We start from the raw sequence: 17099 nt of genomic DNA on the forward strand, positions 1-17099 counted from the left end.
AAATTGTTTATGCTATAATATTAAACAAACATATGTTTTGAAGGGGGAATGTTTTATGCAAGAAAGGCAAATGAAGATAATAGATGGTTCTCCTACTGCTGCTATCTATGCACGTAAAAGTAAAGCAACAGAAAAAGGAGAATCCGTTGAAAATCAAATTAATCGTGGTATAGCCTTATGTGACTTAAGAGGCTGGGGATATGTTGTATATGTTGATTATGATTATTCTGGTAAAGATACCGACAGACCAGATTTTGAAGAAATGATGAAAGGCTTCTATAATGGAAAGTACCAATATCTTGTATGCTATAAGCTAGATAGAGTTTCTAGATCTGTTAATGACTTTTCTAACTTGATTGAAGAATTGGCAAGCTTAGATGTTGCATTCATATCTATAAAGGAGAATTTCGATACTTCTACTCCAATGGGACGAGCTATGATGTACATAACTGCAGTTTTTGCACAACTAGAACGCGAAACTATAGCTGAACGTGTTAGGGATAACATGATAGATAGAGCTAAACTTGGTAAGTGGAATGGTGGTCCTGTCCCCTATGGTTTTGATGTAGAAACTAAAACTATAAACTATAAAGATAGGACTAAAAAAGTATCTAAACTTGTAATCAATAAAGAAGAATCAAGAATTGTTAAAGAATTTTACTCTTGGTACCTTGAATCAGAAGGATCTATAAGAAATATTACTATTCGTGCCAATGAATTAGGATATAGAACTAAAAATAATGCCTACTGGTCCCATAATCAAATATCTAGAATGCTCCAGAATCCACTGTATTGTATTGCTGATAGTAATGCATATGATTACTTTAAAAACAATACAGAAGTCAATATAGTAGATAATATAGACGATTATAACAATAATAATGGTCTTATGTATTACAACAGAAGAAAACCTCACAAGAAAACTACTCGTGAAAGAGAAGAAAGTGAATGGATTCTTTCTATAGGTGAGCATGAAGGTATTGTTCCAGGAGAGATTTTTGCTAGAGTGCAATTCAAACTTGATAAAAATAAAAGAAAAGCTCCAAGAAGTGGCCAAAGTGAAAGATCTCCCCTTGCAGGATTGGTTCGTTGTAGCCGCTGTGGTGCTGCTATGTCAGTATTTAGTTCTCCGAAAGATTCTAATGATAAATCTAAAGGCTATTATCATTACTTTAGATGCATTACCAGGGAACAGAAGGCTAAAGTTCTATGTGATAATTCAAATGTAAGAGCCGATATTTTGGAGGATTTAGTCTTGTCCCATATAATTAGTCTTGTTAACAACAAAAATTCCTTAGAATCTATTTTAGAAGCCACAAATAATGATATTGAAGATAGACGTATACCATTGATGGCAAAAAGAAATAAATTGCAGTCGGAATTAGGCAACCTTGATAATGAGTTGAATAATTTAGTCGATGCATTATCAAAAGATATTCTTCCTGAACTTGTCATAAAAAGGAAATATAAAGAATTGGAAAATAAAAAAATCGAGTTGCGAAATGAGTTAGAAAAAATTTCTATTGAACTCAATGATAATTATGTAGAATCTTATGACCTTGATACAATTATAAAGCATATAGAAAATTTCAAATACACATATGAGTACCTGGATCTTGATGAAAAGAAAAAACTATTGAATAGCATTGTTAAGGAAATTGTAATTGATAGGAATAAAGTTAAACTGACTTTATACTTTTTGCCAGGAAAGGACTTTCAGGACTTGGATAGTCAAGTGGATTGCTTACGCACGGACATGGGTTCATACTAGCTATCATCATAAACTTTGATGGATAGGTAAGAGTAGCATTTACCCTAGATATGGTGACAATTTCATCTTCCATTGGCTGTCTTAATACTTCCAATACATCTTTTTTAAACTCTGGTATCTCATCTAAAAAAAGAACTCCATTATGTGCCAAGGATACTTCTCCTGGTTTTGGTATTCTTCCTCCCCCAATTAAGGATGTAGCAGAAGCTGTATGATGTGGAGCTCTAAAGGGCCGTTTCTTTATTAAGGCCTTTGATTTTAATAGCCCTGCTACGCTATATATTTTAGTCACTTCTATAGCCTCTTCAAAAGATAGCTTTGGAAGTATAGTAGGCAATCTACGAGCTGCCATAGTTTTACCAGCCCCTGGTGGCCCAATTATAAGCATATTATGAGCACCAGCTGCAGCCACTTCTAAAGCTCTTTTTAGTCCTTCCTGTCCCCTTATATCACTAAAATCCATATCAAACTCTTCCTCTTCTTCATGAGAAAAGTCGGTTGAATTCTTATATGGCAATATTTCCTCTTCATTGTTTAGATAATCTATAACTTGATTTAAATTTTTTACTGGAATAATTTCAATATCTTCAACAACAGAAGCTTCATCTCTGTTATCATAAGGAACAATACATCTATTAATATTGGATTTTCTCATGGATATTATCATGGGCAATACACCTTCTATGGAGTTTAATCTTCCATCTAAAGATAGTTCTCCTATAAAGGCAACATCTCCACAATTAATATTATCAACTACTCCCATGGCTTGCAAAATTCCCAATGCAATAGCCAAGTCCAATTGGGACCCCTCTTTTCTTAAATTTGCTGGTGCTAAATTAACAGTAATTCTAGATAGTGGAAATTCAAATCCGCTATTTTTTATGGCTGTTCTTACCCTTTCTTTCGATTCTTTAATAGACGCATCAGGCAAACCTACAATATTAAACACTGGCAGGCCTCTAGATAAGTCGGTTTCCACATCTATTATATATCCATTCAATCCTTGTAAAACACAAGTATTAATCTTAGAATACATATTGACCCCCTTATAAAATATGATTTTCTATTCCCTGGGTAATAGTGGAAATTAGCCATTTTCCAACTATTATATACAAAAAGCATTTTCTATATGGTTGATTTTAGGTTTTTCCCATAAAAAAACTTCTATTATGTCGTATCTAATTTGATAGTTCTCCAAATTTTTATGCTTCATATATATTAAAGAAGATTTATAAATCTTCTGTTGTTTCTTCCAGTTTACAGCTTCATAAGGATATCCGTAATCCATACTAGTTCTAGTTTTAACTTCCACAAAAACTAATATTTTAGATTTAATTGCAATTATATCTATTTCCCCAACTTTTGTTCTATAATTTCTATCTATTATACTATATCCATTAGAAGCAAGGTATTTACAAGCTAGATTTTCTCCTAATATCCCTTTTTTGATATTATTTCTCATATAGTTCTCCTTTTTCCTTATCCAGTTGATAAACAAAGAATACGATTTTAGCAACAGCTTCATATAATTGGGGAGGAATTTCTTCATGTAAATCCAAATTTATCAGTTCTTCTATTAATTCTTTATCCTCATATATTTCAATCTTCTCTTCTTTTCCAACTTCTACTATTCTTTCTGCAATTTCACCTTTCCCCTTTGCTAGTACTTTAGGTGCTTTATATCCTTCTTTATAAGAAAGAGCTACTGCTTTTTTATTCCTCTTGATCTTATCTTTTTTCATAATTACACCTGCATATCCAAATTATATATGGTCTTCCTATTCACAACCAAAGAATCTAAGATAGTATAATCTTTCTTAGATAGATATTCAATAGTTTTTATTTTATAACCGGTGGTTTCCACTAAATCCTTTAATTCATATTCATTGGATTTAAATAAACTAATATATTCTTCCTTTATACCACTAAACCTGATATCCATATTGGAATTAGATATTGAGCAATGTATTTTAATATTTCCTAACTTTTTAGTATTCAAATTGATAAATATATTTATCTTATTCCCATATCCACTTTCCTTTTTTCTCTTATTTAATAAAGTAATAAAAGTATCTTGAATCTTTTCATCTAAGTTTAAAGGCAGATAAACAAATATTAACTCATTATTCATCTCCTTTAAAAATTCAATTTTATCAATTAATTCCTCAATAGTCTTCTTAAAGTCTTTATTGGTATTTGAGCTATAATCTTTTAGATATTCTAATGTTCTATATAAAATTTCATCATATCTAGGATGGGTTTTTGGGGTTGAGTTTTTAAAACCACCATTATTAATCATAATCCTTTTCAATTGTTTTGTAAACTTTTTATCTATAATATTTTTTAATATTTCAAAATCTTTAGAAAATAATGTTGAGTTTTCATTTAACTCTAAAAAGTATTTTATGTTGTTTAAACTGGGTTTAATATTATATTTGATAAATACTGTAATAATCTTTAATAAGTCAGTACCTATTTTATCCATTGAAAAAGACTTTCCTAATTCTTTCATTTCTATATTAATATTATCGTGTAAATCAGCTTGATTATTAGGATTTTCATTCCCTTTAATGATTAGAAAATTTCTTATATCTTCCTTTTTAATATTAACAACTTCTTCTTTCAAATTAGGTAAAACAATAACTTCATCCTCTTGAACATTGATAATTTGGTCAAATTTATCTAATACTCCAATTCCATAGACTAAATTTTCTTTATTAATAGGTAAATTAAATTTTATTAGATTATCTAGAAATTTAATAGAAATAGGACTAGGTCTAATATTAAACTCTTTCAATATATTATTCAAATACTCATCTCTATCAGGTGAAGGCACGGAAGTTTTTGTAAGATTTACACTGTTTAAGATAGGTTTTAACTGAATCTTATCTGGCGATGATTCTTTAATTATGAAGCTTAAGATTTTACCTTTATGATGATTAAGAAGTTTTTCAGATTTTGCCTTAATAGTACCATAATCTTTAATATGGATTAAAACCACTTGATCCTCAACTTCTAAGATTTCTCCTTCTATTAAATTGCCCTCTTGAAAAAACTCTTTTTTTTCTTTAACAAAGAATTCTTTAAAATATATAAAATCTTCAATCTTCATAATTCTCTCACCACCTATTTTACTATACGTTTCAAAAAAGTCATCCTATGAATAGGGGAAGGCCCAATCTCCTTAATTGCCTCTCTATGCTCTTTTGTGCCATAGCCCTTGTTTTTTTCAATTTTATAACCCTTATAACCTTGTCCCCATTTTTCACATAACCTATCCCTATATACTTTAGCTACAATGGAAGCACAGGCAATCCCATGACTTTTTTCATCCCCTTTTATCAAACTTAATTGGGGAATACTAATAGGTATTTCCTCTGCATCCACTAATAAATAATCTGGAACTACAGCTTCACCATTTTTATCTTTTAAGTCTAATACTGCCTTCTTCATTGCCAACTTAGTACTTTCTTTAATATTTATTTCATCTATAATATCAGGTCCTATTTGTCCTATACCTATGGCCAAAGCATTTTCCACAATTATTGAGTATAATTCTTCCCTTTTTTTTGCAGATAATTTTTTCGAATCATTAACCCCTGTGATTTTCATATTCTTAGGCATTATAATTGCACAAGCTAATACATCACCTGCTAAACAACCTCTTCCTACTTCATCTATACAAGCAATTAATTCAAAACCTTTCTCCTGCAATTCTTTTTCTATTTTTAGCACATATGAGCCCTCCAATATTGAATTGTTAATCAGGCATTTCTAAGGTAATTCTACCAATAATACCTTTTCTAAATTCATCTAAAATTATATAGCTTGCTTTTACGAAATCTATTTCCCCACCTCTGACAATACATCCCCTTTTTTCTCCAATTTCTAATATGATATCATAGGGTAATTTATTTTCAACCAAAACTTTATAACGTTCTTGAATATAATTTTTAGATATTGTATTTAGCCTCTCCACCAATTTTATAGCTAAATTTTCTATATCTAATAACTCATCCTTAATAGCTCCTGTAAAAGCTAAATTTAATCCTACCTCCTGGTCCTCAAATTTAGGCCACAATATACCAGGTGTATCTAATAGCTCTAGATTTCTTTTTATCCTTATCCATTGATTAGCTCTTGTAACTCCAGGTTTATTGCCCACCTTTGTGCCTTTCCTTTTTGTTAAGCTGTTAATTAAAGTGGATTTTCCTACATTAGGTACACCTACAATCATAGCCCTAATTGGTCTATGTCTTATACCTTTCTTTGCTAAATTCATTCTTCTTTCCTCAGTTAATTTGTATGTTCTATCTATTATATCTTCTACACCTTTATTGCTAATACAATCAACTATTATTGAAGAAATTCCTTGCTCTTTGAAATAGTTCTGCCATATTTCGTTTCCTTTTATATCTGCTAAATCCGATTTATTCATTATTATTAATCTAGGTTTCTCTCCTAAAATTCTATCAATATCTGGATTTTGACTACTAAAAGGTATTCTAGCATCGATTACCTCATAAACTATGTCGACTAAAGATAGGTTTTTCTTAATAGATTCTTTAGTCTTCTTCATATGTCCTGGATACCAATTAATATTCATATACTCACCCACTTTTAATAAATAAAATTGGGACTCTAAAAAGTCCCAATACATTAATAGATTTTCTTTTCTTTAACTTTAGCTGCCTTACCTTGTCTTTCTCTTAAGTAGTAAAGTTTTGATCTCTTAACTTTACCTTTCCTTGTCACAACAAGATTTTCAATCCTTGGAGAATGTAGAGGGAAAGTTCTTTCAACACCAACTCCATAAGATAATCTTCTTACAGTAAAAGTTTCTCTAATTCCTCCACCCTGCCTTTTAATAACTGTACCTTCAAATATTTGAATTCTTTCACGAGTACCTTCTTTTATTTTGTAATGAACTTGAACAGTATCACCTACATTAAAGTTTGGTAGGTTATCTCTCTTTTGTTCATCTTCTAAAATTTTTATTATATTCACTGTTCAAACCTCCCTTCTCCCTAGATGTTCTTACCATCTATCCATGGCAGAGGACCATCCTTACTTCCATACGTTCTGTATTATAGCATAAGTATTTACAAAATACAACTTATTTTCTATCAAATTTTTCTTTTATCTCTTCTAGTATATTAATCTCTTCCTCTGTCAATTGAAGCTTATTTAGTAAGTCTGGTCTTTTAACATAAGTACTTTTTATAGATTGATACTTTCTCCAAGCTTCAATTTTTTTATGATCTCCAGAAAGTAATATATCTGGAACAGTTAAACCATTGAAAATTCTTGGTCTTGTATATTGAGGATATTCTAATAACCCATCATAATGGGACTCATCTGTATAGGATTCTTCACCACTTAATGCACCTGGCAACAACCTGATAATGGATTCTATCAAGACCATAGCAGGTATTTCTCCTCCTGTCAAAACATAATCCCCAATTGATATTTCCAAATCCACATAATTCTCAACTATTCTATTATCTATACCTTCATAATGCCCACATAACAAAATTAAATGCTCTTCTTTAGACAAAGAATTGGCCAATTGCTGATTATAAACTTTTCCTTGGGGTGATAGATAGATAACCAGCGAATCCTTTGATTTAACCTTTTTTAAGGCTTTATAAATAGGTTCTGGCTTCATAACCATACCAGGGCCACCACCAAAGGGATAATCATCAACTCGTTTGTGCTTATCTTCTGAAAAATCTCTAATATTTATTTTATTTAAATTAACTAAACCCTTTTCAACAGTCCTGCCTACTATACTCCAACTTTCAAACATATCAAATATCTCTGGAAATAAAGTCAATATATCAATCTTCATTCTATCATTCCTTCAATAGGATTGATTACTATCTTTTTGTTAGCCACGTCTATATCAACAAAGAACTCCTTTACTGCTGGAATCAAATATTCTTTATTTTTTTCTAAATTCTTTATTACATACACATCATTGCTTGCAAATTGTATAACATCTGTTACCCTACCAATTTTAGCTCCTTTAACATCAAATACCTGGCAATCGATAATCTCATAGATAAAGAAATGATTTTCAGGTAAATCAACTCTGTCTTCTTCATCTATATAAATATAATTTTCTTTAAAAGTTAAAACTTCGTTTATACTACAAAATTCTTTAAACTTCAATATTACCAATTCTTTATGATACTTGACTTTTTCTATTTCTACTTTACGCTTATTTTCTCCTAAATATACGGTTTTTAAACTATTAAACCTATTTATATAATCTGTTAAAGGATATATCTTTAACTCACCTTTGATTCCATGAGTGTTTGTTATCCATCCAACCTTAATATATTCCATATTTTCACCAACCAAATTATAGTAGAAAGGGTACCCATAAAAGGCACCCTAAAAGTATTTTCCTTTTATCATAGGAAAAATACAATATTATTGAATAATTTCCACTACTACTCTTTTGTTTTCTTTTATAGCAGCTGCCTTAACTACCGTTCTAATAGCTTTTGCAATTCTACCTTGTTTTCCTATTACTTTTCCCATATCCTCTTCGGATACTTTCAACTCAATTATCACTGATTGAGTTCCTTCAATCTCATTAACTTCTACTTCATCAGGATTATCTACAAGTGCTTTCGCTATTATTTCTACTAACTCTCCCATTTTAGCACCTCCTAGAAATTATTCTTCAGAATTGGTTTCCTCTTTCTTTTCATATATGCCATTTTCCCTAAACAATCTGTCAACAGTATCAGTAGGTTTAGCTCCATTTTTAAGCCACTTAGTAGCCTTTTCATCATCTATCTTAACTGTTTTAGGTTCAGTTAATGGATTATAATAGCCAATCTCCTCGATAAATCTACCATTCCTTGGAGAACGAGAATCGGCAACAATAATTCTATAGAAAGGGTTTTTCTTAGCCCCCATCCTTCTAAGTCTAATCTTAACTGCCATCTTTTCACCTCCTCTTAATTCTTATATCTATCTAGAAAAAGGGGAATCCTAATTTCCCTTTTTTCTTCATGGATTTTTCCATATCAGTAAATCTTCTCATCATCTTTTTAGTATCCTTAAACTGTTTCAATAATTTGTTTACATCCTGTACAGTTGTACCACTACCATTTGCTATCCTTTTTCTCCTTCTGCTATCGATTATTGAAGGGTCATTCCTCTCTTCAGAGGTCATAGACTGGATTATAGCTTGAATTTTTATTATATCTTTCTCATTCACATCTAAATTCTTGAGGGCCTTTGAATTTACTCCTGGTATCATTCCTAACAGCTCATCTATAGGTCCTAAATTTTTCATTTGGTCTATTTGATCTAAAAAATCATCTAAAGTAAACTGCTGAGATCTTATTTTCTTTTCCAACTCTAAAGCTTTCTTCTCATCGATGGAAGATTGAGCCCTTTCAATTAAACTCAATACATCTCCCATGCCCAAAATTCTAGAAGACATTCTATCAGGATGAAATGGTTCTAACTGATCTAATTTTTCACCCATACCAACAAATTTAATTGGTTTTTCTGTAACAGATCTAATTGATAGAGCTGCTCCACCTCTTGCATCTCCATCCAATTTAGTAAGTACAACTCCAGATATCTCAAGCCTTTCATTAAATGTTTCAGCTACATTCACTGCATCCTGACCAGTCATTGCATCTACTACTAATAAAACTTCCTGTGGTGTAACTGCATTGTGAATATTTTCTAATTCTTCCATTAAATCATCATCTATATGAAGTCTACCAGCAGTATCTATAATAATAATATCATTATTATTCCTTTTACCATGTTCAACTGCTGCTTTTGCTATATCTACAGGATTGTTTTTATCACCCATTGTAAATACAGGAACTCCAACTCTTTCCCCTACAACCTCTAGTTGTTTAATAGCTGCAGGTCGATATACGTCACAGGCTACTAATAAGGGTCTTTTATTTTGTTTTTTAAGGTTGTTGGCTAACTTTCCTGCAGTAGTGGTTTTTCCAGCTCCTTGTAAACCACACATTAAAATAACCGTTGGAGGAGTAGAGGCAAAAGCCAATTTAGATTCTTTCTCCCCCATTAATTTAGTTAATTCCTCATTAACAATTTTAATCACTTGTTGCCCAGGAGTTAGACTTTCCATAACCTCTGAACCAATTGCCCTTTCCTTCACACCCTTAATAAAATCCTTAACAACCTTAAAATTCACATCCGCTTCTAAAAGGGCAAGTCTTACTTCTCTCATAGCTATATCAACGTCTTTTTCTGAAAGTTTCCCTTTGCCTTTTAACTTTCCTAAAGCCTTTTGTAATTTTTCGGATAAAGATTCAAACACCATTAATTAACGACCTCCTGGCTATTATCGATTATTTTTATCATTATCTCTTTTAGGTCTTTAACTTTTTTTTGTATCCTTTGGTTGTTTATGCTTTTAGATTCTATTTCTATATCATCGATAATCCTATACAATTCATCTATCTCTTCTCTACTATAATTAAACTTCTTTACTAATCCAAGTATTTTTTCGTATCCATATAAATTTTCTTCTGCTCTTTTTAATGTATCATATACACTTTGACGGCTAATTCCTAACTCTTCACCTATTTCAGCTAAAGACAAATCATGAACATAATATAGTTCGATAGCTGTATACTGCCTTTCACTTAGTAATTTGCCATAAAAATCGAACAAAATACCTACTTCCACCAGTTTTTCAACCATAATATCACCAACTAAAATAGTACTGTCAAGTAATTTACTTGACAGTACTATTTTAGTATAACCCTATTATTTTGTCAATACAAAAGTAATATTAATTTTTTATTATCAATTAAAAATGGCTTCAACGAAATCATCCGTATTAAATTCTTGTAAATCATCAATTTTTTCTCCAATTCCTACAAGTTTTACTGGTAAGCCTAATTCAGATTGAAGAGCAATTACAACTCCCCCCTTGGCAGTTCCATCTAATTTTGTAAGAACTACCCCTGTAATATCACAAACTTCTTTAAATACTTTGGCTTGAGAAATTGCATTTTGTCCAGTAGTAGCATCTAATACCAATAATACTTCCTTTTGAGCCTCTGGATATTCTCCTTCCACAACCCTAAAAATCTTATTTAACTCATTCATTAAATTCTTTTTATTATGAAGCCTTCCAGCAGTATCACATATTAAAACATCGGATTTTCTTGCCTTAGCTGCTTGTATTCCATCATAAATTACTGCTGCTGGATCTGCTCCTTCACTATGGCTAATAAAGTCTGCCCCAGCCCTATTACTCCATTCTTCCAGCTGTTCTATAGCTGCAGCCCTAAAGGTATCTCCTGCTGCAATTATTACCTTTTTCCCTTCATTTTTTAGATTATAGGATAGCTTTCCAATGGTAGTAGTCTTACCTGCCCCATTAACTCCAACTACCAATATAACAGAAGGTAATGGTTCAATATTCAAACTGTTATCCTTCCCAGATTCCTTCATGATTCCCTTTATTTCTTCTTTTAAGAATAGTTTTACTTTCTCAGGTTCAGAAACCTTCTCTTCCTTAACACGGTCTCTCAATCTATCTATTATCTTCATAGTAGTATTAATTCCAACATCTGCTGTTACCAATATTTCTTCTAAATCTTCAAATAGCTCTTCATCTACCTTACCATAGGATTTAAGAATAGCATCTATCCTATCCGTCATGCCTTTTCTTGTCTTATCTAAACCAGCTTTTAATCTATCAAAAAAACTTAAATTAGATTCCTTTGGTGTTTCCATTTTTTCAATTTCATCTATTTCAGATTCTTTATGGTCATTTTTTACTTCTTCATTAACAATATTCTTGTCTGCTTCATTTTCTTTATTTTTATCTTCTTTATGCCATTTAAATAGATTTTTAAACATTTGTATCCTCCTTAACTTGCTATTTCCTCAAGATTGTCTGTTAATTTGACAGATATAATTTTACTTATACCTTCTTCCTCCATAGTTACTCCATATAAAACATCTGCCATTTCCATAGTGCTTCTTCTATGAGTTATCATGATGAATTGAGTATTATCAGAAAAATTCTTCAGATAATTAGTATATCTATTTATATTAGCTTCATCTAGGGCTGCATCAATTTCATCTAATATGCAAAAGGGTGTGGGTTTTATTTTTAGTATTGCAAATAACAATGCAACGGCAGTTAAAGATTTTTCTCCTCCTGATAGAAGAGTTAGATTTTGTAATCTTTTCCCTGGAGGTTGGGCTTCTATTTCTATTCCACAAGTTAAAATATTTTCTTCATCTTCTAACACTAAGCTGGCTTTCCCGCCATCAAATAATGTGGAAAATACTTCATTAAACTTTTCATTAATATTGTTGAAATTGTACAAGAATTGCTTCTTCATCTTTGATTCCATATCAGCAATTACCTCATGAAGATTTTCTTTAGCTAATAATAAATCTTCATGTTGTTTCGTTATAAACTCAAGTCTATTCTTAACCAATTTATAATCTTCAATAGAACTTAAGTTAACTGTCCCTATCTTTTTAATTTCATTTTTTAATTTTTTCACTTCTTCATTAGCTAGTTTTATATCATCTATTTCAACCCATAGCTTCATTGCATCCATGTACTCTAATTCATAGTCTTCCATTAGTTTAACATGTATATTATCTAATTGTACACTGAATCTAGTCTCTTTTAAATCCCACTTATTTATTATCTTTGACAGTTCATTCATTTCTTCATTTATTTTATTTAATCTGTTTTGTTCATAATAAAAATCCTTCATTAGAATGTCTTTTTCCTCTTTCATATCTGAATAATCCTTATCCTGGCTTTCTTTCAGTATAGTATATTTTGATATTTCTTCTTCCATAAGAAATATTCCATTTACTATATTATCTATTTCCTCATTGTTTTTTAGAAGTTCTTCCTTCTTTGCTTTTATTGAATGGATTGTATTTTCTAATTCAGTTCCAAGGGATTCAATTTTTTCTTCATTATTTATCAGTTTATTTTCAATTAAATTCATCTGTATTTTAGCATCCGTAACCTCTTTCATGGCTTCTTCTCTTATGATCTTCACTTCTTCGAATTTTAACATCAATTCTTTAATGTTTTCTTGGGCTATATTATTTTCTTGGTCAATTAAATTTAGTTCTTCTAATAGTACCTCTTCATCTTTTTCCATACTATCTAATTCTAAGTTCAATCTACTTATTTCATCTTTATATTTATCCAATGATTCTTTGCTTCTTCCTAATTCAATATTGATTCTATTCTTTTCGTTTTCAATCTTAATAATCTCTATATTACTATTTTGTAATTTTTCTTCTTGTTCCTTTAGCTTATTTAAATTGTCTTCTATTGTCAGTTTTAAATGGTTCTTTTCCTCTTCAAAATTATTCTGAGCTTTAGATATATTATTTATATCCTTTTTAATTTTTTCTATCCTATACTTTCTATTAAGAAGGTTGCCGCTCACCTTAGGTAAACTTCCGCCAGTCATAGAGCCACCAGCATTTATTATATCACCTTTTAATGTAACTACTCTATATGAATAATTAAATTTCTTAGCTACTTTAATAGCCTCATTTAAATCACCAACAACTATGGTTCGACCCAATAGATATTCAAAAATATTTTTGTACTCTTTATCAAAGGTTACCAATTCAGAGCCTAATCCTAAAATATTATATTTTTCCCTATCATTAGAGCTAATATATATAGGATTTCCTTTTATTGTTGAAATAGGTAAAAAAGTCACCCTACCTAATTTATTCTCCCTTAGATAATCTATAATAAATTTTGCATCTCTTTCATCTTTGGTTACGATGTTTTGTAAGCTTCCACCTAATCCTACATCTATAGCTTTCTCATATTTTTCATCTACTGTAATTAAATCTGCTACAACTCCTATCAATTTATTTTTCAATGATTCTACTTTTTTACAGGCTAACATTAAATTCTTTACACTTTTATAATACCCTTCATAATCTGCTTCCATATTTTTAAGGAGATTGTAATTTGAAATTTTCCCCTGTAATTCTGCTTTGTTTTGATTGATTTCTTTATACAGAATATCTAATCTATTCTTATGGTCTTTTTCCTCTAATCTTAAGCTAGCTAATTTTTTGTTTTCAAGAATTATTTCTTCCTTTTTTTCTAATTCCTCTTTTTCAATCTTTTTCAATAACTCCTTGTCTTCTTTTTCCTTTTCCCATAAAAAATCCATTTCTCTTTCTACTTGGTTTATCCTCTTGTTAATATTTTCTTTAAAGCTAGAAAAACCATTTATTTTGCTTTTTTTCTCCCTAATTAAATTATAAACCTCTATTGCATTATCCTTTTTCCCTTCAATTTCTTTTTCTTTTATCTTTATTTTTTCATTTAGTTTTTCTAGATTAATATTTTTACTATTAAAATCTTCCTTAAATAGATGGAGTTCTTCTTCCAAACTAGATTTTACATTTAATAGATTAAGTTTTTCCTTTTCTAAATCCTTTAACCTTAAATTTAATTCCTCTATCTCTTTTGTCAATCTTTCAATATCCTTTAAATAAAATTTTTTCTTTTCTTCCAATAAAATTAAACCACTTTTACTTTTATTTAATAGATTAATGGTTTCTGTCCTCTCTTTTCCTATTACATCCATAGATGAATCTAAATCTTCAATTTTTCCTTTCATTAGATTAAAATTATTTTCAATTCCATTTTTCTTATCTATCATTTCATTCATCTGTTCTTGAAGGGTTTCTTTTTCTTCTTTACTGTTATCAATTTCCTTTTCCAATTCGTCAATTTTTCTAATGAGCAAATTAATATCAATTTCTTTTAGTCTATTTGATAGTTGAAGAAAAATAGTTGCTTTTTCTGATTGTTCCTTTAAATTTTCAGACTGATTTGTAAGTTCATGGATTAAATCCTTTATTCTGATTAAATTAGCATCCGTCTTTTCCAATTTTTTTTCTGCTTCTATCTTTTTAGTTTTATATTTTACAATGCCTGCAGCTTCTTCAAATATATTCCTTCTATCCTCTGGTCTAGTACTGAGTATTTCATCTACTCTACCTTGTCCAATTATTGAATAACCATCTTTCCCTACTCCAGTATCCATAAATAATTCCTTAATATCCTTTAGTCGACAGGAATTCTTATTCAAATAATATTCACTTTCACCAGAACGGAACATCCTCCTTGTAATAGCCACTTCTTGATAATCCACTGGTATAACACCATCGTTATTGTCAAAGGTGATAGTGACCTCTGTATATCCTAAAGGTCTCCTCTTATCGGTTCCAGAAAAAATAATATCTTCCATTCTGCTTCCTCTTAAGGTTTTAATGCTCTGCTCTCCTAGTACCCATCTAATAGCATCAGCTATATTACTTTTTCCACTACCATTTGGCCCAACAATAGCTGTAATACCCTCTTTAAATTCAATTTCAACTTTATCTGCAAAGGATTTAAAGCCCTGTATCTCAATTTTTTTTAAGTGCAAATCTAATCACCCTTTAGCCTATATTATTCCCTTTTCCTTTAAATATTCTTCTATGGTTTCTCTTCTGTAAATTTTGCTATTGAGTCCATTTGTAGAAACCTTAATAATATCTTTTTGAATATCCCTACCATAAACTTTCATAGATTTCAATTTATATCTTTCAACTAAATATTTAGTATTACTAGATTTTTGCCCCACTATATTGGATATGTTTTTATTATTCACTTCTACTACCATGTTTGTATTAACAATATCTTCACCTAATTCATCTAAATGTTTTTCCAATATGATTTTATAGATATAAGATTCTACTAATTGTCTGAAGGATGGATGGAAGGGTCCTGCCACCACATCTTTTCCAAGTCTGATATTTTCCGTAGGCTGTAAACCTACCCGAATAACATGGATATCATGATATTCAAATAACATAAGTAGATTAGCAGATATATCTACTGCTTCTTCTAAAGATAGTGGTTTATAGGTATTATTCTTGTACATCTTTTCTAAGAATGTATCCTTTATAACTAAAGTTGGATAAATTCTTACACAGTAAGGGTCTATCTTAATAAATTCTTTTCCTGTAAAAATGGCTTTTTCTTTACTATCCCCCACCAAACCTATCATCATTTGTAAACCTAGATTAAACTTATATTCTTTAATTAGTTTAGAGGCCATATAAACCTGTTGGCTATTATGACCTCTTCCACTTTTATTCAACACAGTATCATCTAAGGATTGGACACCTAATTCTATAGTATCTACCTTGTATTCTTCCAATAGATTTAAAATCTCTTCATCTATATAATCAGGCCTTGTAGACAATCTAATACCATGAATTTTACCTGAATTTTTATATTCTAAAGGAATAGCCAATAACTCTTTTTGAATTTCTTTTTTTATTCCTGTGAAACTTCCACCATAGAAGGCCACTTCTATGGTAATATCTTTTTGGGGAAAAGTAGATAGATGTTCCTCTATCGTATCTTTTACATATTGAGGAGTCACATCTGTAGATAATCCAGTTATCCTTATTTGATTGCAGAAAACACAATCATGGGGACAGCCATAGTGAGGTACAAATATGGGTATAATAAAATGGTCTTTACCCATAAATTTCACCTATTTTTAACAAGGCTTGTTTAGCCGCCATTTGCTCAGCTTCTTTTTTATTCCTACCCAAACCACTACCTATGACCTTGTTTTCTACAATCACATTCATATAGAACTTTTTATTATGATCTGGTCCTACTTCCTTTTCCACCTTATATTCAATCTTTGATTTAGCCCTTTTTTGCAACACTTCTTGGAGCTCAGTTTTATAATCTATAAATAGATTACCTTTAGATAGGGCATAAATTACCTCTTGTTCAAACAATTCTAATAAATATTCTTCAGTTTTTTTTAGTCCTCCATCTACATAGATGCCCCCTGTTAAAGCTTCAAAGGCATCAGCTAATATGGAATCTCTATTTCTACCTCCCGTTGCTTCTTCTCCTTTACCTAATAACAAGTAATCTCCCAAACTAATTTTCCTTGCTGCAAAAGCTAAGGAAGACTCACATACCACTGTAGCCCTTCTTTTGGTTAGTTCTCCCTCCGGAAACTCTGTAAAACGTTTATACAAATAGTCACTAACAACCAAGCTAATAACCGAATCCCCTAAAAATTCTAATCTTTCATTGCTTTCACTGTTTTTATCCTTATTTTCATTAGCATAGGAACTATGGGTTAATGCGGTGTTTAATAGTTTAATATCTTTAAATTGATAGCCTATTTCCGATTGAAGTTTGTTTAATATTTTCATTCGATCTGATGATGTTTTCAATTTATTACCTCCAAACTAATAAAGAATT

General features: G+C 30.5%; 18 protein-coding genes. 1 reads left to right on the top strand and 17 read right to left on the bottom strand.

The features are described from left to right. Positions 1-55 precede the first annotated feature (55 nt). Positions 56-1771, top strand: coding sequence for a recombinase family protein (locus C3E90_RS11040; protein WP_236915725.1), 1716 nt, complete (start codon positions 56-58; stop codon positions 1769-1771). Here the strand turns inward: C3E90_RS11040 and C3E90_RS11045 are convergent. The 17 genes from C3E90_RS11045 to rnc all read right to left on the bottom strand — a co-directional run bounded on the left by C3E90_RS11045 (position 1680) and on the right by rnc (position 17071). After that, entirely contained in the window at positions 1680-2807 is a 1128-nt protein-coding gene (locus tag C3E90_RS11045) for a YifB family Mg chelatase-like AAA ATPase (RefSeq protein WP_236915726.1), read from the bottom strand. The two genes, C3E90_RS11040 and C3E90_RS11045, sit on opposite strands and share 92 nt — an antisense overlap. Positions 2808-2876: 69 nt before the next feature. Next, positions 2877-3233 carry a YraN family protein gene (locus C3E90_RS11050; RefSeq protein ID WP_236915727.1) on the bottom strand — a complete coding sequence of 119 codons (357 nt, stop codon included), beginning with the start codon at positions 3231-3233 and terminating at the stop codon, positions 2877-2879. After that, a complete protein-coding gene (locus C3E90_RS11055) occupies positions 3223-3513 on the bottom strand; it encodes an EscU/YscU/HrcU family type III secretion system export apparatus switch protein (RefSeq protein WP_236915728.1) in 291 nt (96 codons plus the stop codon). The genes C3E90_RS11050 and C3E90_RS11055 overlap by 11 nt, the downstream gene beginning before the upstream one ends. A 2-nt stretch (positions 3514-3515) precedes the next feature. After that, positions 3516-4883 carry a hypothetical protein gene (locus C3E90_RS11060; RefSeq protein ID WP_236915729.1) on the bottom strand — a complete coding sequence of 456 codons (1368 nt, stop codon included), beginning with the start codon at positions 4881-4883 and terminating at the stop codon, positions 3516-3518. 14 nt (positions 4884-4897) lie between these two features. Further along, entirely contained in the window at positions 4898-5506 is a 609-nt protein-coding gene (locus C3E90_RS11065; RefSeq protein WP_236915730.1) for a ribonuclease HII, read from the bottom strand. A gap of 25 nt (positions 5507-5531) precedes the next feature. Beyond that, complete coding sequence (gene ylqF / locus C3E90_RS11070; protein ID WP_236915731.1) at positions 5532-6377, bottom strand: ribosome biogenesis GTPase YlqF; 846 nt, start codon at positions 6375-6377, stop codon at positions 5532-5534. 53 nt (positions 6378-6430) lie between these two features. Continuing rightward, positions 6431-6778: a 50S ribosomal protein L19 gene (gene rplS, locus C3E90_RS11075; protein ID WP_236915732.1), complete on the bottom strand. Its 348-nt coding sequence runs from the start codon at positions 6776-6778 to the stop codon at positions 6431-6433. 109 nt (positions 6779-6887) lie between these two features. Next, positions 6888-7622 (bottom strand): tRNA (guanosine(37)-N1)-methyltransferase TrmD, encoded by a 735-nt coding sequence (gene trmD / locus C3E90_RS11080; protein WP_236915733.1) that lies wholly within the window; start codon positions 7620-7622, stop codon positions 6888-6890. Continuing rightward, entirely contained in the window at positions 7619-8122 is a 504-nt protein-coding gene (rimM, locus tag C3E90_RS11085; RefSeq protein ID WP_236915734.1) for a ribosome maturation factor RimM, read from the bottom strand. Before rimM ends, trmD begins: the two co-directional genes overlap by 4 nt. A gap of 87 nt (positions 8123-8209) precedes the next feature. Next, positions 8210-8440, bottom strand: a complete 231-nt coding sequence (locus tag C3E90_RS11090; RefSeq protein ID WP_236915735.1) for a KH domain-containing protein — start codon at positions 8438-8440, stop codon at positions 8210-8212. A gap of 18 nt (positions 8441-8458) precedes the next feature. After that, a complete protein-coding gene (gene rpsP / locus C3E90_RS11095) occupies positions 8459-8731 on the bottom strand; it encodes a 30S ribosomal protein S16 (protein WP_236915736.1) in 273 nt (90 codons plus the stop codon). 31 nt (positions 8732-8762) lie between these two features. After that, the gene (gene ffh / locus C3E90_RS11100; protein ID WP_236915737.1) at positions 8763-10103 is read right to left on the bottom strand and encodes a signal recognition particle protein; all 1341 of its coding nucleotides are present in this window, start codon (positions 10101-10103) and stop codon (positions 8763-8765) included. After that, positions 10103-10486: a YlxM family DNA-binding protein gene (ylxM, locus tag C3E90_RS11105; protein ID WP_236915738.1), complete on the bottom strand. Its 384-nt coding sequence runs from the start codon at positions 10484-10486 to the stop codon at positions 10103-10105. Before ylxM ends, ffh begins: the two co-directional genes overlap by 1 nt. A 105-nt stretch (positions 10487-10591) precedes the next feature. Continuing rightward, a complete protein-coding gene (gene ftsY / locus C3E90_RS11110; RefSeq protein ID WP_336513036.1) occupies positions 10592-11530 on the bottom strand; it encodes a signal recognition particle-docking protein FtsY in 939 nt (312 codons plus the stop codon). 137 nt (positions 11531-11667) lie between these two features. After that, positions 11668-15246, bottom strand: coding sequence for a chromosome segregation protein SMC (smc, locus tag C3E90_RS11115; protein ID WP_236915740.1), 3579 nt, complete (start codon positions 15244-15246; stop codon positions 11668-11670). 18 nt (positions 15247-15264) lie between these two features. Beyond that, complete coding sequence (locus tag C3E90_RS11120; RefSeq protein WP_236915741.1) at positions 15265-16356, bottom strand: elongator complex protein 3; 1092 nt, start codon at positions 16354-16356, stop codon at positions 15265-15267. After that, a complete protein-coding gene (gene rnc, locus C3E90_RS11125; RefSeq protein WP_336513033.1) occupies positions 16349-17071 on the bottom strand; it encodes a ribonuclease III in 723 nt (240 codons plus the stop codon). The genes C3E90_RS11120 and rnc overlap by 8 nt, the downstream gene beginning before the upstream one ends. Positions 17072-17099: the final 28 nt, after the last annotated feature.

It is taken from the genome of Clostridium sp. Cult2 (assembly GCF_021655075.1).
GTDB lineage: Bacteria > Bacillota > Clostridia > Tissierellales > Tepidimicrobiaceae > Schnuerera.